This window comes from Undibacterium sp. Xuan67W (assembly GCF_049340165.1).
Classification (GTDB): domain Bacteria; phylum Pseudomonadota; class Gammaproteobacteria; order Burkholderiales; family Burkholderiaceae_D; genus Undibacterium.
The window spans coordinates 98,581-118,295 of the sequence record NZ_JBMPPN010000003.1; the positions used below are offsets into that span (position 1 = coordinate 98,581).

The 19,715-nt window shown below is 47.8% G+C and carries 19 protein-coding genes; 9 read left to right on the forward strand and 10 right to left on the reverse strand.

The window, feature by feature from the left end:
* The first annotated feature begins 14 nt into the window (after positions 1–14).
* Positions 15–2,186 carry an ATP-binding protein gene (locus ACO0LE_RS03640; RefSeq protein ID WP_422959050.1) on the forward strand — a complete coding sequence of 724 codons (2,172 nt, stop codon included), beginning with the start codon at positions 15–17 and terminating at the stop codon, positions 2,184–2,186.
* On the opposite strand, the gene ACO0LE_RS03645 is transcribed toward ACO0LE_RS03640, so the two are convergent.
* Both ACO0LE_RS03645 and ACO0LE_RS03650 read right to left on the reverse strand, forming a co-directional pair.
* The gene (locus ACO0LE_RS03645) at positions 2,163–3,356 is read right to left on the reverse strand and encodes a DUF1501 domain-containing protein (RefSeq protein WP_422959051.1); all 1,194 of its coding nucleotides are present in this window, start codon (positions 3,354–3,356) and stop codon (positions 2,163–2,165) included. The two genes, ACO0LE_RS03640 and ACO0LE_RS03645, sit on opposite strands and share 24 nt — an antisense overlap.
* Before the next feature lie 83 nt (positions 3,357–3,439).
* Positions 3,440–5,014 carry a DUF1800 domain-containing protein gene (locus ACO0LE_RS03650; RefSeq protein ID WP_422959052.1) on the reverse strand — a complete coding sequence of 525 codons (1,575 nt, stop codon included), beginning with the start codon at positions 5,012–5,014 and terminating at the stop codon, positions 3,440–3,442.
* Between the two features lie 183 nt (positions 5,015–5,197).
* Here ACO0LE_RS03650 and ACO0LE_RS03655 point away from each other — a divergent pair, with 183 nt between their 5' ends.
* Positions 5,198–6,316, forward strand: a complete 1,119-nt coding sequence (locus tag ACO0LE_RS03655) for a serine hydrolase domain-containing protein (RefSeq protein WP_422959053.1) — start codon at positions 5,198–5,200, stop codon at positions 6,314–6,316.
* A 27-nt stretch (positions 6,317–6,343) separates the two neighbouring features.
* Here the strand turns inward: ACO0LE_RS03655 and ACO0LE_RS03660 are convergent, their stop codons facing one another.
* From ACO0LE_RS03660 to ACO0LE_RS03670, 3 genes are all read right to left on the reverse strand, one after another.
* Positions 6,344–7,054 (reverse strand): DUF2076 domain-containing protein, encoded by a 711-nt coding sequence (locus ACO0LE_RS03660; protein WP_422959054.1) that lies wholly within the window; start codon positions 7,052–7,054, stop codon positions 6,344–6,346.
* A gap of 98 nt (positions 7,055–7,152) precedes the next feature.
* A complete protein-coding gene (locus ACO0LE_RS03665; RefSeq protein WP_422959055.1) occupies positions 7,153–8,667 on the reverse strand; it encodes a YifB family Mg chelatase-like AAA ATPase in 1,515 nt (504 codons plus the stop codon).
* Entirely contained in the window at positions 8,667–8,909 is a 243-nt protein-coding gene (locus ACO0LE_RS03670) for an accessory factor UbiK family protein (protein ID WP_422959056.1), read from the reverse strand. Before ACO0LE_RS03670 ends, ACO0LE_RS03665 begins: the two co-directional genes overlap by 1 nt.
* Before the next feature lie 343 nt (positions 8,910–9,252).
* Here ACO0LE_RS03670 and ACO0LE_RS03675 point away from each other — a divergent pair, with 343 nt between their 5' ends.
* From ACO0LE_RS03675 to ACO0LE_RS03685, 3 genes are read left to right on the forward strand one after another with little or no spacing between them, the layout of a single operon-like run.
* The gene (locus ACO0LE_RS03675; RefSeq protein WP_422959057.1) at positions 9,253–9,999 is read left to right on the forward strand and encodes a TorF family putative porin; all 747 of its coding nucleotides are present in this window, start codon (positions 9,253–9,255) and stop codon (positions 9,997–9,999) included.
* Between the two features lie 27 nt (positions 10,000–10,026).
* Positions 10,027–10,365 (forward strand): P-II family nitrogen regulator, encoded by a 339-nt coding sequence (locus ACO0LE_RS03680; protein WP_422959058.1) that lies wholly within the window; start codon positions 10,027–10,029, stop codon positions 10,363–10,365.
* 32 nt (positions 10,366–10,397) lie between these two features.
* Positions 10,398–11,978, forward strand: coding sequence for an ammonium transporter (locus ACO0LE_RS03685; protein WP_422959059.1), 1,581 nt, complete (start codon positions 10,398–10,400; stop codon positions 11,976–11,978).
* 310 nt (positions 11,979–12,288) lie between these two features.
* On the opposite strand, the gene ACO0LE_RS03690 is transcribed toward ACO0LE_RS03685, so the two are convergent.
* From ACO0LE_RS03690 to ACO0LE_RS03710, 5 genes are all read right to left on the reverse strand, one after another.
* Positions 12,289–13,542, reverse strand: a complete 1,254-nt coding sequence (locus tag ACO0LE_RS03690) for a tetratricopeptide repeat protein (protein WP_422959060.1) — start codon at positions 13,540–13,542, stop codon at positions 12,289–12,291.
* Positions 13,543–13,738: 196 nt separating this feature from the next.
* Positions 13,739–14,035 carry a DUF2288 domain-containing protein gene (locus ACO0LE_RS03695; protein ID WP_422959061.1) on the reverse strand — a complete coding sequence of 99 codons (297 nt, stop codon included), beginning with the start codon at positions 14,033–14,035 and terminating at the stop codon, positions 13,739–13,741.
* A gap of 61 nt (positions 14,036–14,096) precedes the next feature.
* Positions 14,097–14,963 carry a hydrolase 1, exosortase A system-associated gene (locus tag ACO0LE_RS03700; protein WP_422959062.1) on the reverse strand — a complete coding sequence of 289 codons (867 nt, stop codon included), beginning with the start codon at positions 14,961–14,963 and terminating at the stop codon, positions 14,097–14,099.
* Positions 14,960–15,799, reverse strand: coding sequence for a hydrolase 2, exosortase A system-associated (locus ACO0LE_RS03705; RefSeq protein ID WP_422959063.1), 840 nt, complete (start codon positions 15,797–15,799; stop codon positions 14,960–14,962). The genes ACO0LE_RS03700 and ACO0LE_RS03705 overlap by 4 nt, the downstream gene beginning before the upstream one ends.
* Positions 15,799–16,047: an acyl carrier protein gene (locus ACO0LE_RS03710; RefSeq protein WP_422959064.1), complete on the reverse strand. Its 249-nt coding sequence runs from the start codon at positions 16,045–16,047 to the stop codon at positions 15,799–15,801. Before ACO0LE_RS03710 ends, ACO0LE_RS03705 begins: the two co-directional genes overlap by 1 nt.
* A gap of 467 nt (positions 16,048–16,514) precedes the next feature.
* Here ACO0LE_RS03710 and ACO0LE_RS03715 point away from each other — a divergent pair, with 467 nt between their 5' ends.
* From ACO0LE_RS03715 to ACO0LE_RS03730, 4 genes are all read left to right on the forward strand, one after another.
* Entirely contained in the window at positions 16,515–17,126 is a 612-nt protein-coding gene (locus ACO0LE_RS03715; protein ID WP_422959065.1) for a hypothetical protein, read from the forward strand.
* Between the two features lie 75 nt (positions 17,127–17,201).
* Positions 17,202–17,474, forward strand: a complete 273-nt coding sequence (locus tag ACO0LE_RS03720; protein WP_422959066.1) for an HPr-rel-A system PqqD family peptide chaperone — start codon at positions 17,202–17,204, stop codon at positions 17,472–17,474.
* A gap of 67 nt (positions 17,475–17,541) precedes the next feature.
* On the forward strand, positions 17,542–18,384 hold the full coding sequence (locus tag ACO0LE_RS03725; protein WP_422959067.1) for an HprK-related kinase A: 843 nt from the start codon (positions 17,542–17,544) through the stop codon (positions 18,382–18,384).
* Positions 18,381–19,493, forward strand: a complete 1,113-nt coding sequence (locus ACO0LE_RS03730; RefSeq protein ID WP_422959068.1) for a nucleotidyltransferase domain-containing protein — start codon at positions 18,381–18,383, stop codon at positions 19,491–19,493. The genes ACO0LE_RS03725 and ACO0LE_RS03730 overlap by 4 nt, the downstream gene beginning before the upstream one ends.
* Positions 19,494–19,715 lie beyond the last annotated feature (222 nt).

Sequence of the window (19,715 nt, forward strand, 5' to 3'; positions counted from 1 at the left end):
CCGGACGAGAATGCATGAAAAGTAAGGGACAACAGACGGCTCGTTTGGCTACGGCACTCGGTATCTTTCTGGTGCTGACGATTATTGCGTCTGCTGCCGTATCGGTTTGGGCCTTGCATCAACAAGAAATCGAGAAGTGGAAAGAGCAAAGCGAAGCTTTTAGCTTGATGTTAGCCGAAAATACATCGCAACAAATGGGCACAGCCTATCTCGCCTTGGATAATGTCGTGGAACGGATTCAGGATCGGTGGACGATTGACGAGGATTACTTGCGCGGAGTGTCCAAGAATATTGATTTTCATCAGATGCTGGCGGAGAAAAAGAGCCTGTCTTCACAGATTGATGTCATTTTTGTGCTGGATGCCAAAGGGACTGTGATAGTGAATTCGCGCAGCTTTCCTAGTCCTGATATGAATCTGGAGGAGCGTGATTATTTTCGTACACAGCGTGATGACGCCAGTAATAAAACTTATGTGAGCAATTCGTTGATCAGTAAAGCGACCGGTAAATGGACGTTTTTCATCAGTCGCCGCCTGACGGGCAGCGACGGTGAGTTTATTGGTGTCGTGGTGATTGGTGTATCGCCTTCTTTTTATTCGCGTTTTTATGAAAAAATTAGCTTGAGTGGGCTGGCTACGATTAGCTTGCTTCGTGATGACTTCACTTTTTTAGCGCGTTGGCCTGAGCGCGACGACCTGATGGGTAAGCAGAACTTGAGCGGCAGCACGTATATTGTCGTGCATGATCAGAAGAGAAAATCCGGTGTCATCATTACCGATTCTAAGCGGATGGCAGATAACGACGTCTCGCCCACACGAATGGCCGCTATTCAGGTATTGGATAAATACCCACTCATCATCAATTTTACGATAGAGGAAGCAATTTATCTGGCCGATTGGCGCAAGACCAGTCGCGTCATTGTTGCGGTTGCTACTGGTAGCGTGGTCGCTGTGACTGTCGCCTTTATCTTGTTATTGAGTTTGTTAAAACGTCGGGAAACAGATCTCCAGGTCACGCGAGAGTTGAAACGGCAAGCCGAAGTGATCAATCGTAAACAGGCACAGTTATTACAAGATCTGACCAAACAACAGCGGGAGTTAAAAGAAGCCGCCGACCGCTTTCAGGCGGTGTTTCAAAGTGCGGCGGATGGCATTGTCATGATCGATCAGGAGGGCAGGATCGAGGCGACGAATCCTGCATGGCGGCATATCTATAGCTATGACGAAGAGGAGGTGAGAGGCAAGAACGTTCGCCATTTTTCTCCACCAAATGGCCGGGATTTATTAGAATTGGCCAGCAGTCATGCTGAATTCGTGCAACTGGGCAGCGTTCATATGGAAGACGAGCGGATGCGTAAGGACGGTAGCTTATTTCCCGCAGAATTATCGATCAGCAAATACACATTTTCAGGTGAACAGCGGTATCTGGTGATCGTACGCGATATCAGCGAGAGACGTCGCATGGACCGCATGAAGAGTGAGTTTATTTCTACAGTCAGTCATGAGTTAAGAACGCCCTTGACCGCAATTCGCGGTGCGTTAGGACTGGTGCTAGGTGGTATCGCAGGTGATTTTCCGGCAAAGGCGCTAGAGCTGATTGCAATTGCACACAAGAATAGTGAGAGCCTGACGCGACTGATTAATGATTTGCTGGATAGTCAGAAAATCGAAGCTGGCAAAATGGATTTTAGTTACGAAATCTGGCCGCTGGATGATTTGCTGAAGACTGCTGTTCAAGCCAATCAGGCTTTTGCCGCGAATCTGAATGTTGGCATCCGTTTGTCAGGAGCACCGGTGCTGGCACTGGTCAAAGTTGATCCGGGGCGATTCCAGCAAGTGATGGCAAATCTTTTGTCGAATGCCTGCAAGTACTCGCCGCAAGGAGAAAATGTTCAGGTAGTGGCCAGAGCCCTATCAACGGAGCGAGTTCGGGTCGAGGTGATAGACTATGGCAGTGGCATCCCGATTGATTTTAAGCAGCAAATTTTCCAGAAATTTTCGCAAGCGGACTCTTCCGACAGCCGCGCCAAAGGAGGCACGGGCTTGGGCTTGGCTATTTCAAAATCTATCATGCAGCAGATGCATGGAGAGATCGGGTACCAGTCCAATGGTGTGGCAGATGGTACCTGTTTTTATATTGAGTTACCTGTCGTGCATGACCAGTCAGACCAGGCCGAGATCGCGTGAGGTTACGCCACTGAACACCTGATCCAGTTGTTTCGCATTCAATCCATAAATACCGGCGAACAGCCCGCCTAGTACCGCACGATATTCATTTAGAACAGGATAGTCGCGATTTTGAAACAGCTTAGACGCGTCAAGCCTGACCTGTTCGCCTGCAATCTGCCCACCTTTAATTCCGCCACCTAACACCCAGTACACACTTCCGTGTCCGTGATCAGTACCACGCTTGCCGTTTTCGCGGAAAGTACGGCCAAATTCACTGATCACAACCACGGTCGTGTTACGCCAGGCAGCGCCCATTTCCTGCTGATAAGCGACCAGGCCGCGACCCAGTTCATCGAATTTTGTGGCTAGGGCACCGCTGGCACCGCCTTGATTAACATGGGTATCCCAGCCGCCGACATCAACAAAGCCAAGTGCATATTTATCGCGCATGAGTTTGGCGATGCGACGGGCTTCTTGTTCAAAGCCTTTGGTCGAAATCGCATTGCGATTAGCTACATTCATTTCATCCTGCATCTCACGCATGACTTCTTCACGTACCGCAAAGCCTTCGCTGACTTGCTGTCCCAGCCCGGTTTTGCTATACATCTGGGAGATGATTTTGCTCTGGCGACTATCTACATTACCCTTCCCTAAAGAACGCAGGCTGGTATTGGCGATCTGTGCGTTCCCTTGCATCATGAGTGGCAACTGGTCGGTGAAGGACATCGCAGAATTGTTGTTCAAGACTTCGGCCAGGCGGTTTAAAAAGCCCGAATGAAAATTCCGTGTGGTATTTAAAGCTTGTCCGAGTTCGATACTGTCCTGCGTTTCAAAGTGACTGCGTGAGACATCGTCGGTACCAGCGAAAGGGATGAAGGCAGCTTCGCCTTTTTTATACAGCGGGTAAATGCTGTCACGCAAAGCGGGATGCAAACCCCAGTCGGCATTGAGTTCCAGCGCGCTGTTGGCATCGGCACTGGGGCGGGCGATCGCGATATTCGGACGGGATTCGTAATAAAAATTGCTGGACGTCGGTATCAGTAAATTACTGGCATCGTAGCCGCCGCGCAAGAACACGAGCAACAATCGATTCTGGGTTGCTGGTGCGGCGAATACACTGCTGCTGATACCGCTGATGCTGGCGCCGGTGAGGGCAGTCAAAGTTTTAAGTAGGTCACGGCGGTTCATGATGGGTCTTTCTTTTATTCGGTCTGTATCGAAGAGAATCGGTATGGGATCTGCGTGAGCGGCTGCATGTCATTGAATTAAATTTAGCGCCGCATCATCTCTGGTGCCGCGAGAAAGAAGGCATTCCATTCCTGCGCTGAACTTGCCTGCGTTAATGCCTGTTGGGTACCCTGACTAAAATTCTTTGCCCAGTTTTTGACGTAAGCAGAATTTGCCAATGCCGGCTGCGGCGGTCGCTCTTGCGGTGTTTGATTTTCAATTTTAAACAATCCTGGGCTACCGTTACCGATTGCCTTGGCGACGTCAAAACGTACTGTCATCTGACCCGGACTGGCCCAGGCGCTCTCAGTCATCGAGTAGCCGTCAGGCGTCTGGCGGCCGTTGGGCTGCTCGCCAAGCATATTGACCCAATTCAGCATCGGCGCAGCGTTGACAATCGTGGTGCCGTCGTAGGCCAGGCGCACGGACGAGATGACGTAATGCATAGGGTCTTTAAATTTACTGCCAAGCGAAGCGATAAATTCGGGAGATTCAAACATGCTGCGTAATACCGCTGGGATATTGCCATCGCTTTGTAAAAAACGTTGTGCCATGTGATTCACCAGCGCGTCCGATGGCGTATCTGATACAAAATAAACAGCGAGTTTGCGGCTGATGAATTGTGCTGTTGCAGGCTGGCGACTCAACGTATTGATGATTTCATCGACCTCTGCCAGACCACGTCCGCGTATGTTTTTACCCAGAATGGTCTTGTCGCCGAAGTCGTGGCGGTTCGGGTTGAATTCAAAAATTCCCTGACGCACGTAGAGCCGTTGCAGCTCTGCTTTGACGCGAGGTGAATCCGTGCTCTGGTTGACTCCCACGCCAGTCAGCACTCTTGCTAGCTCCTGCACGTCGCCTTGTGTATAGCCACTGCCTACACCCATGGTATGCAGCTCCATGAGCTCACGCGCGTAGTTTTCGTTGATACGGTTAGCGGCGTTATGTTCATTATCGAGATAGCGCAGCATAGCCGGATGAAATACCGTAGCCCGTAAGAGATCCCGGAAATTTCCTAGCGCATTCGGCCTTATGGCCCGCTCTTCAAAATCACCGAGCATGGCACGTACATTGTGCTTGGCATTATGGATGTTGAAGTGATTCATCCAGAACCAGGTCATTTGTTCTTGCAGTTGGTTCGGCGAGTACACCGCGCGAAGCAGTGAACGGGTTGCAGCTTCGCGTGCCAGTCGGGTAAGCTCTTGCTGATATTCTTTGCGTAAGGTGTCATCGACACCTTTTTGCTGTTCGGCGTTGATGCGACGTGTTTCCATGTCGATCATCAATTTATCCAGAGGCCGCTGAGCGATAGTCATGCTGTCAATTTGTGCCTGGATTGCTGCAGGCAGGGGCGTTGTTTGTCCGCGTAGCTGCTGATCCAGATAACGGTCCATTCCCAATTTCTGAAGTTGTTGCGACGAAGTGGAGTTGGCACCCCAGGTGATGCGATTCAATAATTTTTCGGGATCAACATGGGCGGCTTCCAGGAAATGACTTACGGGCGCTGCCGGGGCGACTCCCTGTGAAGTCTGAAGTGGTGGATTGCTACAGCTTGCTAATACCAGTACCGCACTGAGCGGCAGAGTCCAGCGTAATGTCTGTGGAAGCTTGGAAATCATGGCGAGCCTTCAGTATGGTCGATAGCGGTATGCGCAAGAGAATATGGGTGGTGTTAGCATACAACGCAATACTGCCAAAAAAGTTATCACTGCTTGTGCAGAAATCTGAAAGTTTGGTAACAGCCTGTAACGCGTGTTTGTAGTAATAACTATAGGTAGCAATGACTATGTCAGGAGTGATGCATGTTTTTTAGTCGAGGAATGTTCCACCGGTGGATGCTGGGTCTAATCGGTATGTGCTTGTCACATGCGGCGGCTGCGAAGGACATCGCAACCGATGCTGCGCAGTCAGGTATTGCCGCGGCAGTAAGCCAGATCGAGGCAGATGGTTTTCGCGGCTTGGTTTTGGCGGCACATAAAGACAAGATTTTGGTAGAGGCTGTGGTTGGCGATAGTGTGATGAATGCGGGTAACAAGCAACGGCTGACGAAAGAGAACATTTTTCGCTTTGCCTCCATCACCAAACAGTTGACGGCGGTTCTAGTGATGCAGCAGGTTGATGCGGGCAAAATCGATCTGGATCAGGCATTGGGTAAATACTGGCCGGACTTTCCCAATGTCGCGACGCGTGCGGTCACTGTCCGGCAATTGTTGATGCATATGTCGGGTTTGCCTAATCCGGATAGAGTGCCTCAGTTCTACACCCGACGTAGTAAATCCTCCGGCGATATGCAGGTAACTGCACAGGGTATCTGCGCCGCACCATTGCAGCGTGCACCAGGTTCGGGGTTTGACTATAACAATTGCGACTACATTGTTTTAGGCGCTTTGCTGGAGAGAATGAGTGGCGCTAGTTTTGCAAGCTTATTAAAGGAAAAAATCTTTGTACCGGCACAGATGACAAGCGCAGGAATGTACACAGCGACTTATCACGACGATCCGCGCCATGTACGTGGCATGATGAGCGGTGCGCCGGAGATTACTATTAATTTTCCGAGCTATGGTGCTGCCGGGGCGGCATTCGGTAGTATGCGCGACTTGCTGGCTTTCGATCAGGCTTTTACACAAGGCAAACTCATGTCTCTTGCCAGCCGCAGTGAGATGGTGAGGCCAAATAATTATGGCGCTGCACTCGGCGTCTGGTCGTATCCATTTGCTGCGAAACCTGATCAGACTCCCGTTATGATCGTTGAGCGTCAGGGCTGGATCGGCGGGGTGCGCACGCTGAATCTGATCGATATCAAGAATGAAGTCTACCTGGTGATGGTCAGTACTAACGGCGATCTGGATTTGAGTCAGACCTGGGCAAACAAGGGGCCGGCGGCAGGCGTCTTACGAGCAGCCTTGCTGGCTGCCCAGTAATTGTTGAGTGATGCGTTTGTTGGATAGTTAAGCGTCATCAAAATCGCTGGAATCTACGTAATCATCCAGATTATCTGTATCGGCAACGCTGGCAATATCACTGGTTTCCGCCTTTGCCGGTGCACTCGTCTGGTCGCTGTCAAAATAGCTCGGGAGCAGGCCGGTGTCTGCCGGATTCAGGCTGGCTGCGCCATCGGTGAGCGGCGAGTGATGACCACTGCCGAGTAAATTTCCTATTCCCTGGAACAAGAACGCGCCAGCAGCGACCCCGGCAGCCGTCGCTGCAACTGTACCCAGGATGTTCCCGGTACTTGAGCCGAAAAAGTTGCTGGCAGGTGCGATATTTTGTACAGCCGGGGACGTCATATTGGTTGCGGTCACCGCAGTATTGAGTGGTGCACCCGTGACCGATGTCGGTATTGCCGAGGTAGTTAGCGGCGGGCTGTTGACGCTATTTCCCCATGCGTTGGCAGCGGGCTGTAAAAAGCTGCCGGAGCCACTGGTGTGACTATTTTTTAATTCGGCGTTTTCTGCTTGTAATTGACGGATTTGATTTTGCGCGTTAGCCACGGCCTGTTCTAATAACAGACTACGCTGCACGAGCAGATAGGCGGCATCAGCCTGTTTGCTGACAGCATCGGCAATCATTACCTGCGCCTGGGGATCTTTGCCCTGAGCCTGCGTTGCTACTAATTGCGCCAAAAAAGTTTGCAACAATTGAATTTCGTTTGGTGACATGATGTTCTCCTTGAATGGACGATCATGCACACTATCTGGCTGCGTTTGTGCTCAATTCAAGTGGGTTAAGTGTGAGTTGACGGCAATCGGCCCAAATCTCATTGTTCCCGTAAAGCACGTCGGTATTGGATCGCCTCTGCAACGTGCGCTTGCGCTATCTGTTCGGCAAGGGCGAGATCCGCAATCGTACGTGCTACTTTGAGGACGCGATGATAGGCGCGTGCAGACCAGTTTAGTTTAATCATGGCATTTCGCAGCAATTGCTCCGCCGCCTGATCTGGTTTGCAATACTGGTCTATTTCGGTGGTGGACAAGTAATTATTACTCTTGCCTTGACGCTGAAGCTGGCGCTCAAATGCCGCCTCAACACGAGCGTAAATGATTTCGGTCGTTTCGCCATCTGCCTGTCTCAGTAAGTCTTGGTGCGGTAATGCACCAACTTGAATTTGCATATCAATCCGGTCCAGCAGCGGGCCGGAGATTTTGTCTTGATATCGTGCGATATTGTCCGGAGTACAGCGACACTTTCCATTCAGATGTCCTAAAAATCCGCACGGACAGGGATTCATTGCTGCAATGAGCTGAAACTTAGCTGGAAAATCAGCTTGCCGTGCTGCCCTGGAGATCGTGATGTGCCCGGATTCAAGGGGTTCACGTAATACTTCCAGAACTTTGCGATCAAATTCTGGCAACTCGTCAAGGAACAAGACACCTCGATGTGCCAATGAAATTTCACCAGGGCGTGGCGTTCCGCCGCCGCCAACCAGGGCAACTCCGGACGCAGTGTGGTGCGGCGAGCGAAAAGGACGTAATTTCCATTTATTGACCGTAAACCCGCTAGTCAGCGATTGAACCGCTGCTGACTCCAGTGCTTCCTGATCCGTCATGCCGGGCAAAATCCCCGGAAAGCGGCTAGCCAGCATGGATTTACCGGTACCCGGAGGCCCCACCATGATGACACTATGACCGCCAGCGGCGGCAACTTCCAGCGCTCGTTTGGCTTGTGTCTGACCTTTGACTTCTTTAAAGTCAGGATAAACTGGGCGAAGTGCCGGTGTGCTGACACGATGTGCCTGCAGCTTTGCATCGGCATCAAATCCCGCAAAATGAGCGCAGACTTGCAACAGGGTATCTGCCGGATAAATAGTGGCTTCACTGACTAACGCCGCCTCGTCCGCATTTGCCCGTGGCAGGATAAAAGCTCGCGGACTCTGGGAGTTTTTGCAGATCGCAAATGTCATGGCGAGAGCGCCTCGTATAGGGCGTAACTCTCCTGACAGCGACAACTCACCGGCAAACTCATATTGATCTAACGCATCTCCGGGGATTTGTCCTGATGCCGCCAAAATGCCGATTGCGATTGGGAGGTCAAATCGTCCTGATTCTTTTGGTAAGTCTGCGGGAGCCAGGTTGACAGTGATTCTTTTCGCCGGAAAATCGAAGCGCGCGTTTTGCAGTGCCGCTCTTACTCTGTCCTTGGATTCTTTGACTTCCGTTTCTGGAAGTCCAACAATTGTGAAGGCAGGTAAACCGTTTGCTAAGTGCACTTCGACGGTAACTTCCGGCGCTTCCATGCCTGTCAGAGCACGACTTTTCAGGACGGCTAAGGACATTACTTGCTCTTGGCGGCAGTTTCTAATTCCGCAATCCGTGCTTCAAGAGCATCTAGTTTGGCCCTGGTTTTAGCCAGGACCTGTGCCTGTATATCAAATTCTTCTCTGGTAACCAGGTCGAGCTTGGAGAAGCCTTGGCTCATCATTGCTTTGACATTTTTTTCTATATCTTTGGCTGGGGAGTTCTCTAAAACCTGATTGATTTTAGATTGAATCTCATTGAAAAAATCAGGCTTACTCATAGGAATCCTTGTAATAACTAAAAATTGCACGATACTGGTGCGGCGATGTGGGCTGATTTATTTTAGATTTGCATTTAATTGGTGCGACGCATTGGTGTAACTTAAAATAAATTGCCTGCTAAGTAGTAAAAAGCATTTTATCGTCATTGGAATGATAGCGCATCCCTTGGATCAAATGCGTACATGACGCCGTTTTGTCCGGTGTTGTCAGTGTTTGCTGCGGGAGTATTGAGATTTTGGCGAATTTTATTTCGTTGCTTTGTCTAGTTGGCACGACTCCTGCTAATACCAGCTTGGAATTTATGTTTTCTAATCTGTTTATTAACCAAAAGAGGGACGCGCAATGAAAAAACTATTACTCGCCGCAGCAGTTGCCGCATCGTTAGCAGGCAGTTTGGCATACGCAGAAGATGCGAAGCCAGACAATGAAGTTAGTTTCAATATTGGTGCAATAAGTGACTACCGTTACCGCGGTATTTCACAGACACGTCTGGATCCAGCCTTACAAGGCGGTGCCGACTATACGCATAACCCAACAGGTTTTTACGCAGGTACTTGGTTGTCCACTATTAAATGGACAAAAGACGCAGGTGGTAGCGGTGATATTGAATGGGATATCTATGCTGGTAAGCGCGGCGAGATCGTCAAAGATATTTCATACGACGTCGGCGTACTCTCTTATGTGTACCCATCCAACGGTTTGAGCAATGTTCCTGGATTTGCTAATGCGAATACCACGGAGATTTATGGTCAGGTTGGTTATGGTCCCGTTTATGCGAAGTATTCGCACTCCGTGACTAATTTGTTTGGTTTTATCGATAGTAAAAACAGTGGTTACTTGGATGTCGGCGCCAACATTGAATTTACGCCTGGCTACACTTTGAATTTACATGCTGGTCACCAAACGATCAAAAACAGCTCAGCGTTCTCTTACACTGATTGGAAAATCGGTGTGACAACTGAATATCTAGGGGTTAATTTTAGTCTGGCTGCAGTAGGTACGAACGCAGAAAAGACCTTATATGTAACACCCGCTGGCAAATTTACGGGGAAAACTAGTCTGATTTTATCCGCGGTCAAATCATTTTAAGCAACGCATTATTTAATCGAGGTCAGCATGAAACTGATTACTGCCATTATCAAACCGTTTAAGCTCGATGAGGTGCGTGAAGCACTGTCGGCTATTGGTGTACAAGGGATTACCGTGACTGAGGTTAAAGGTTTCGGTCGTCAAAAGGGACACACCGAGTTGTATCGTGGTGCGGAATATGTGGTCGATTTTTTACCAAAAACAAAAATTGAAGCAGCGGTTGATGATGCAATCGTTGATCGCGCTATTGAGGCGATTGAAGCTGCTGCCCGCACTGGCAAGATAGGTGACGGCAAAATTTTTGTTTATGACTTGCAGCAAGTTGTGCGTATTCGTACCGGCGAAACCGGCAACGAAGCACTCTGACCGATATTCTAAGATCCACAGGGAGATCACACATGAAGAAAATATTTTGCAAAGCATTAATCAGTAGTGCCTTGCTTTTGTCGGTCGGTTTTGTATCGTCATCTGCCATGGCAGCGGATGATGCATCGGCTAAAGTAGACGCATCCGCTGCATCTGCCGTTGTTGTTGCGCCCGCATCTGAGCCTGCAGAAGCAGCATCCGCCGTAGCCTCTGTTGCGGCTGCACCTTCTGCTCCAGCGGTCACTGCAGACGCAGCGGCATCAGCTGCCGCCGCACCTGCACCTGTGCCAAATAAAGGCGACACTGCTTGGATGATGGTGTCAACTTTGCTGGTTATTTTGATGACTATTCCTGGTTTGGCACTGTTCTATGGCGGTTTGGTTCGCTCCAAGAATATGTTGTCTATACTGATGCAAGTGTTCATGATTTTTGCCGTCATCATTGTTTTGTGGTGCGTCTATGGTTATTCACTGGCTTTCACTGAAGGTGGACGTTTCATCGGATCGTTTGATCGTTTGTTCTTGAACGGTATCTGGGATCCGGCAAAGGCGACCTTCTCTACTGCAGCAACATTTAGTAAAGGCGTCGTTATTCCTGAGTTTGTTTATGTGGCATTCCAGGCGACTTTTGCGGCAATTACCTGCGGCTTGATTATCGGCGCATTTGCAGAGCGTGCTAAGTTCACAGCAGTATTGTTATTCGTGGTGTTGTGGTTCACATTCAGCTATTTGCCAGTCGCTCATATGGTCTGGTTCTGGACAGGTCCTGATGCTATTAAAGACGCAGCAACGGCGGTTACTGAAGGCGCTAAAGCGGGCTTCTTGTTCCAAAAAGGTGCGATGGACTTCGCCGGTGGTACGGTTGTGCATATCAATGCAGCGGTTGCGGGACTGGTCGGCGCTTACCTGATTGGCAAACGTGTTGGCTACGGTAAAGAATCCATGGCACCACACTCACTGACAATGACGATGATTGGTGCGTCATTATTGTGGGTGGGCTGGTTTGGTTTCAATGCGGGTTCTGCTTTAGAAGCCGGTGACGTAGCTGCTCTGGCGTTCGTCAATACCTTACTGGCAACTGCTGCAGCGACTGTCTCGTGGGTATTTGGCGAATGGATGTCTAAGGGTAAACCTTCTATGCTTGGTGGTGCGTCCGGCGCTGTTGCTGGCCTGGTAGCGATTACTCCGGCTTGCGGATTCGTCGGGCCAATGGGCGCCTTGATCATTGGTTTGCTCGCAGGTGTCGTTTGCTTGTGGGGTGTCAATGGATTAAAACGTCTGTTAGGCGCGGATGATTCACTGGACGTATTTGGTGTGCATGGCGTTGGCGGTATCTTGGGTGCATTATTGACTGGTGTGTTTGCAGCACCGTCACTTGGCGGCCAAGGTGTGTTCGACTACGTGACAAACAAAATGTCTGCTGACCCTTATTCCATTATTGGTCAGGTTACCACTCAGGCTACTGCTGTCGGTACAACTATATTGTGGTCTGCAGTCGTATCAATGATTGCTTACAAACTGGTTGATCTTGTGGTTGGTCTGCGTGTTCCTGAAGATGAAGAGCGCGAAGGTCTGGATATCACGAGCCACGGTGAGTCTGCTTACCACTCGTAATTATTGACGATTGAAGAGAGTCAGCAATGACTCTCCAGTTTCCCAGGGTAGTATCTCAGTGCATGTTTAGAGCGCATGTGACTGATTTTAATAGGCACCTTCACAGGTGCCTTTTTTTATGACTTTGAACCTTATGGGGGGAACTTAGGCGAATCTATCGTATATATTTTGGAGGCGATTGTGTTGTCATTACAAGTGAAGTTATATTTATATAATTATGCACATGGCGAACGAAAAAAAAAGGACATGCAGCGCATGTCCTTTGAATCCCTAAAATTAAGTCGTTCGAGTCAGTTTGGATGAAACTGAATTAACGGACCAATAACCATAATCTACCAAGGTCGCTTGTTCCATCATTGCCTTGAATGGTCTTAAAAATTTCAGCAGCTTTGACCTTATTGTTTGCCTGCAAATAAGCCATGCCAAGATGCAGCTTCGCTTCTTCCGGCGCCTTCAACCCACCTTTTGCTATCCCCTGCTCAATCAAGGCGATTCCCTTATCTGCTTGTCCCTGAATGGCGTAGTTGTAGCCCATACTCACCATGCCCGTACCATTTTTTGAGGCTTTTGCAGCAGCTTCGCCAGCATCTAAGGATTTAGCATCTTCAGCCGCTTGCTTATTCACCTGATCGCGTAGTTGTTTCTGTTTGGCTGCTTCTTTTCCAGTACCCAGCATATTGTTAGCAAAGCCAGCATCGACAACTTTTTTTGCCTCCGCGGGTAAGCCAGCTAACTGGGCTAATTGCGCCATCTCATAATATTGCGCACCTTCTTCCAGATTGTCTGTCGCCAGTAATAAACGGTACAAATCTAAGCGCAGACGTTCTGCGAAACCGGGTTTGTGCTCGATGCGATACAGCAAATCTGCCCAATATTCTTTTTTAGGATAATGAGTAACCAGGCGCTCTAGCACGGCTGTGTATCCGGCATTGTCTTTTAACTGTTGATAGCAGCTTCCCAACAAACGCAAATTATCGTTACTTGGTACACGTTTGGCTTCGTCATCTGCTTTTAAAACGAGATTCAGTTCTTTCGCTGCACCTGTGAAATCATCCTGCAAATACATCGCACGAATAATCAGATTGTGCATAGACTCATTATTATTATCTTTATCAAGATATCGCTGAGCCCACTGTTTCGAAAGGTTATATTTTTTTTCGTTGAAATAAGTACCTGCCATTGCCTCGATCAGGCGTAATTGCTCCGGCAGCTTTAAAAATGGCGAATTCAGCATGCCCTCGAATGAGCTTGCTAGTAGCGGTGTATCGTTAAGGCCGGAGGCGACCACAGCGCGTAAGCGGTGCATTGCAAATTGTTCGTACGGCGTCTTGTTTTCCATTGCATCAAGCGCATTGATTTTTTGCAGTGCTTCGGCGTATTGTTTTTTATTTAGCAGATCCTGAATTTCCCCAAGTGGTTTGCCCATTTCTGCGCGAACGGTCTCTGACTTTGCTGGCTCAGCCGCTGCGGTTTGTGCCTGAGCACTGGAGGTAGTCAATGGCAATGATGTAGAACCAATAGCCAGCATTAGCGCGGCTAACAAGAGTGATGAATTCTTTTTCATGAACGTTATCTTGAGATAGAGTTGTGACAGGAAACAACCGGATACTGATGTGAGTTTTGCGGTGTCAAAACAATGCTGCTCTCTGACAAGGATTTGACTCGTGTCGCACATTATATCTGAGCAATTTGGGTATGCCCGATTCCTTTAGTATTTCTTGCAAAAGTAGCGTTTTGAAAGTAGCAGCTTGCTACTGTTTTTAAGTACAAACCTGAACTAGAATCCAAGGTTTGACCACGACTGCCCATAGCTGAGCCTCTGTTTCTAGCCAAATTGTTGCCTGCTCGTCGCTGACTTTGGCGACGCTGTTCGCGCTCAGCCATTCCTCTACTAACGCTTTATTGTCACTAGAAATCTGGAAGGCAACCTCGACCAGGTCCAGCTCTGACGCAACAGCAATGACGGTGCCGGATGCAAAATGTTTTAGTAACTCTGACCAAGGCAATCTGGAGGTTTCTTGATTGATCTTGGTGCGTAACAATTCGTCTGAATTCATACGGGTAAATAAGAAAAAATAACATACCCATTGTAACCCCGGAGTAAAGCCGGTAATGCGCTCACCACGATTTAAGCCATTCATCCGTCCAGCGAGCAACTTGATTTCTCCAGACTCTCTGGGAGAAAGTGTGATTGGCATTTTTTAGCTCATGTACATGGAATTGAGGTGATTTAGATAAGTTTTTCCACGCTTTGGATCCATGGAGCACATCCGCGAACTCTCTGGCGGTCAAATCATTTTCACTCAGGATGATCAGCGTCTTTCCGGTAAATTGTTGCATTGCCGTGAGTATCTGGTCTGGCAAGTGTGCTTGCTGGACTGTTTCGCCTGATGCTTTGTCGGTTTTGAGAATTTGACTTATCTGGCTAAGCAACGATTTCGCTGTTGCACGATAACTGAGCTGACCATGCAGGATTTTTTTCCAAAGCAAGGGATCAGTTAGCCGGTCTTTATAATAATGTTTTAAATGGGCTTTTGCGCTACCGGCCTCAGTTCTTACCCATGGATTAATCAGTACCATTCCTTTAACGCGCGTGTCGCCTGACGCATACAACATAGCGGCAGAGGCCCCATCACATAAGCCCCACAATACAATTTCTGATAAGTGCGGATTATGGAGGAGAAAACTGTTGATCGCTGACTGGATATCATCGTGGATATTTAAAAAATCGCATGCATCCCCCTCGCTGTCTCCCATTCCACGATAGTCAAAACGCATGGCACTGAAGCCATTTAAGGCCAAATCACGTGAGAGTAAAGTGAACTGACGGTGACTGCCTGCTCTATATTGTGGGCCTCCAACGATGAATAAAACACCTCGTCTGCCAGGACTGGCTGGCAAGGACATTACACCATACAGCATGTCCGAACCTACTTTGAAGCATATGGTTTTTTCTGTGATGGTATTTTCCCGAGGCATCTTCATGGGAGATGAAAAATCCCTGCGGTGGCATCAACTAAATCTGTATTGGTAGTAGTTTCTTGGCTCAACCAAAACGCAGAGCCTGTAACCATCTGGATATTGACGTGAGTTCCTCTCTCCATCCACCGGGCAAGAACCTTTTGTCGTGCAAATGGCAGGGCGACATTGGTCTCTGAAGGACATTCAAGCCAGTGCAGATCACTTGCTCCAAAATGCCACTCAGATGCATCAAGAGCATCAATGCTCGTTGCAAGTGCAGGGCTTATCTCGTAACCAGCAATTTCCACAATTTGGCCTCGGTCCAGCAGTGTTCTGACTGGCGGTGCCGTTAAGGGAGATATCTTTTCTGTCAGCATATCGCCTGCCAGACGCAGTCGAAAAAATTGATTCAAAAAACTTGTGCCTTGCAATACTGGTTGCCAGAGTACGACTTTTTCGACTGTGGTTTCAGTGCTCTGAGCCAGATCCAGTGCGAGTAAAGCGCCTAATCTTAAGCCCCAAAGGCTGATAGCCGTTTTCAGTCTGGCGTGCATCCAATCTATCGCGTTCCGGACGTCTGCTTTCCAGAGGGACCAATTGGCATCCTTCAATTCGCCGCTGCTATCTCCGCAACCAAATAGATCAATCAGCAAGACGCCATAGCCACTTGCCGCCAGGCGCCGGGCTTGCATTGCCGCCATTTTCCGGGATTTGTTCATTTCCTCTGCAAATGGATGAAGATAGACAATGCCACCAAGGCATGGCTGATCTTTTTTCGGCGGGAAGTAGAAGCAAAACCGATACCCTGATGAGGTCTCAAGAAAAAAACTCTCAGCGGACGATACAGCTGCGCTTAGCATTAATTCAGCTTGCTGCTGACGTAAGAAGTTAAACTCCCTAGCGTCTCAAAGGTTGTGCCATTAATTTCGTCATCTTCAACTTGGATGCCAAAGTGTTCTTCAAGTGCCGTAATCACATGAACGACGGCCATAGAGTCTAGTTCTGGCAAACTGCCGAGCAAAATTGATTCTGCCACCAAGTTATTTTTTTCTGAGCCGAGCTGCAAAACATCTGACAGTAAATTTTTAACTTCCTCTAATAATGGCATGTGGTATCCAGAGATGATGATATGAATGAGAGCATCTGATCAAATTTGATCAGCATAGACAGAGATAATCTTACAGGAAGATAGTTTGGATGCAGATACTGTTGGAATTGCCTTTTTATTATTTGAGACTGGATTTTATCTAAAAAATAAGCGAAACTCCTAAGTGTTTTCAAAAAAACAATCTAAAAAAGCGATTCAGTCTGTGCGTTGAGCGCAAATAAATACGCGAAGTATTTTTTTTGCCATTTAATTGTCTTGTCGAAAATTTTTACGAAAAATTTTTAAAAATAAAAATCGCATAAATTTATGCTAGTTTTTATTTTCAAGTCGTTGAATATAAAAGCTTATTTATTTTAATTCCAATATGGAATAAAATTTGCTTAATCTAACGGAAGATACGCATTGCTGAAATTAAAATTACATCAAATGCTGCTTAACGTAAATCAAAATGCAGGACGGAGAGCGTCATGACCACACAAGATCAACATAAAGAAAACGACGGGCGATCATCTTCAGAGTTGAAGCATGAGGCTGGTACTCAATTTCCGGGTGAGGCGCGTCGTCGCTTTACAAAGGCTGGCCTTGCTACAACCGGTGTGTTGATGACAATGGCGAGTCGCCCGGTTCTTGGCTGTACTACTCAATCTCCTTCTGGTTTTCAGTCGGGCAATCAAAGTCATCGTGGTGTTCCTCAGACGAGTTATGCTTGTTCCCCATGCTATTGGGCGGGAACAACTAGCTGGCCTGGTGGTTTGAAGCACGATAATCCGGATAAAAAAATTAACGGCACTAAATTCCAGGACGTTTTTACTGACTGCTCAAAATCTTCTAAATACTATGGCGTAACTTGTTCAGACTTGGTCGCAGGACTGTCATTTGACAGTAGTAATTACTATGTCGGGATGTATTTGATGGCGGCATACCTGAATTCCCTGAGCCACTGGACGCCATTCCTTACTACGCAAAAGATACGTGATATGTTCACGCAGTGGCAAAGTAAGGGCAAATTCTCTCCTTCTCCTGGTGTATATTGGAACGCGGCTCAAATCGTTACCTATTTAAAAGCTACCTGGACCTGATTTGTGTAGTTGGGCTTACTATAGGTTTCTCGTTGTCATTCAATAACAAATTTTAGTTCCGGGTGGATAATTCGTATGCAATGGAGAGTGCTTGCAAGCACCGCTAGCAATTCTCATGATTGGGGTGATGAAGTTGTATTGTTTAATTGCCAGTCTGGTGCTACCCACTTATTGGATCGCGCAGCCGGACAAATTCTGGATCAACTAACTACTTCACCTGGCGATGCAAAATCAATCGCAACCAAGATGGCAGATCTATGGCACGTTGAGATCGACGAAGATTTAGTTCGTTATGTTCGTGACGTCCTTATCAGTCTGCATGCTCTTGTTTTGATTGAGCGTATTTAATTTGAAAGTAGCTGATTTATCTTATCCCGAGCTGTGCAATGAACTGAAGCACGGTTTGTTTCTGCAGATGGGGACATTCGTCCTCAATATCCAAACACAAATTCCAGCAGCAATACATAGCTTTGCCAAAATTTACGCAGATTATTCACTGGTCGGTTGTGAGTTTGCGGATTTTCATGTCCGGTTGAAATCCTCAGATGGCATGCGACGTTGGGTGCGACGGCAGGTTTTGTTTGAGTGTGACGGTACCTTGCCGTTTAAGCCGCTCCCATATAGCCAGGCTTTTCCTATGCTCGAATGGGGCATGAACTGGTGCGTGTCAAGCCATGCGCATAGCTATTTGATGATTCATGCTGCGGTATTAGAGCGGGGTGGCCACGCGGTTATCTTGCCTGCGCCGCCAGGGTCTGGTAAAAGTACCTTGTGTGCCGCTCTGACGCATCATGGCTGGCGTTTATTGTCCGATGAATTAACACTAATAAATTTGCATAATGGCGATGTAACCCCATTGCCGCGGCCGGTTAGTTTGAAAAATTCGTCCATTGACGTCATAAAAAAATTCATTCCTGATGCAGTTTTCAGCAATCCTGTAAGCGATACCATCAAAGGTACGGTTGCACACATGAAGCCGACCTTAGATAGTGTCGTACGAGGACAGGAAGTAGCACACCCTGCATGGATTATTTTTCCTCAGTTTCTGGTAAATTCTGAAACGATTATCAACACGGTTCCTAAGGCTCGTGCTTTTATTCGGGTTGCAGATAATGCATTTAACTATAGTCTGCTTGGTGCTGCTGGCTTTCACGCTTTAGCTAAGGTAATAGACGGTGCTGACTCGTTTGAATTTACCTATAGTTCCCTTGAGCAGGCCATCCAATTTTTTGATTCCTTAGTCGAGGCTAAGGGATGACATCGCATTTGATTGACAAAATCCAGAGTGACATCGATCCGCGACGACTTTTGTTGCGCAGCTTGCACGAGCCAGAACTCAGTCAATCTTTCACATTGTCCGATTGGGATTTGCTGATCCGGCAGGCGCGTGCCGCAAATATATTAGGCAGTTTGTATTACCTGTTTAAAGAAAAAAATTTATTACCATCAGTCCCCGATCAAGCTCTCAGACATCTCTTATGGGCGGAAAAGGTTGCACAAAAACACCGTCACGCAGTTCAGTGGGAAGTGCATATGATTGCAAATGCACTGAAAGATACAGATGTACCCGTTGTATTGCTTAAGGGCGCTGCTTATGTCATGGCGGACTTGCCGGCAGCACAGGGGCGTCTGTTTTCCGACATTGATATCATCGCACCAAAGGATGCGCTAGATGCTGTTGAGGCTGCTTTGATGTTGCATGGCTGGGAGTCTACGCATCACGATAAATATGACCAGCGCTATTACCGGCAATGGATGCATGAATTGCCTCCCATGCAGCATGTAAAGAGAATGACGGTCGTTGACTTGCACCATGCAATCTTGCCCGAAACCGCCGCGGTGCATCCGGACTCAAAAAAATTGCTTGATGCCACGATTTGCTTGAAAAACGACTCACAGATTCGGATACTGGCACCGGTTGATATGGTGTTACATAGCATGGTACATCTGTTCTATGAGGGCGAGTTTCATCACGGATTGCGAGATTTAATAGATATTCAGCGCTTGTTTGCGCATTTTGGTAAGAATCCATTTTTTTGGTCTGCCCTTGTTCCGAGGGCAAGGGAGTTAGAGCTGGGGCGGCCTTTATTCTATGCGCTGCGCTATATGCAGCTGATACTGCAAGCCGATATTCCTCAGGACGTCGTGGAGCAAGCCAAAGCAAGCGCACCGCATGCCTTGCTTAAGATTTTTATGGATCAGTTATTTATGCGAGCCTTGTTACCTGTTCATCTTAGTTGTGATGACTGGTTCACAAAAACGGCAAGAGGTATGTTGTACGTGCGCGCAAACTGGCTGCGTATGCCGCCATTTTTGCTGATGCGCCATCTATTTCATAAGGCATTTATATCGCCGCGAGATGCTTAAAGACGGATATTTCTTTAGTCAGTATTTTGCTTGTAAAGCATTCCCAAGAGCAAATTATAGAAAGCTGATCAGGTTGAAATAAAGTCAATATAATTGTATTTTTAATACTGCATTAGTTCGATTTGCCTGTAGTATATAAAATAATAACAATCACAAAAAATATCGGGATATTGACACTCAAGAACGACAAGTGATCTTTGTCAGATCAACACCGTTGAGACG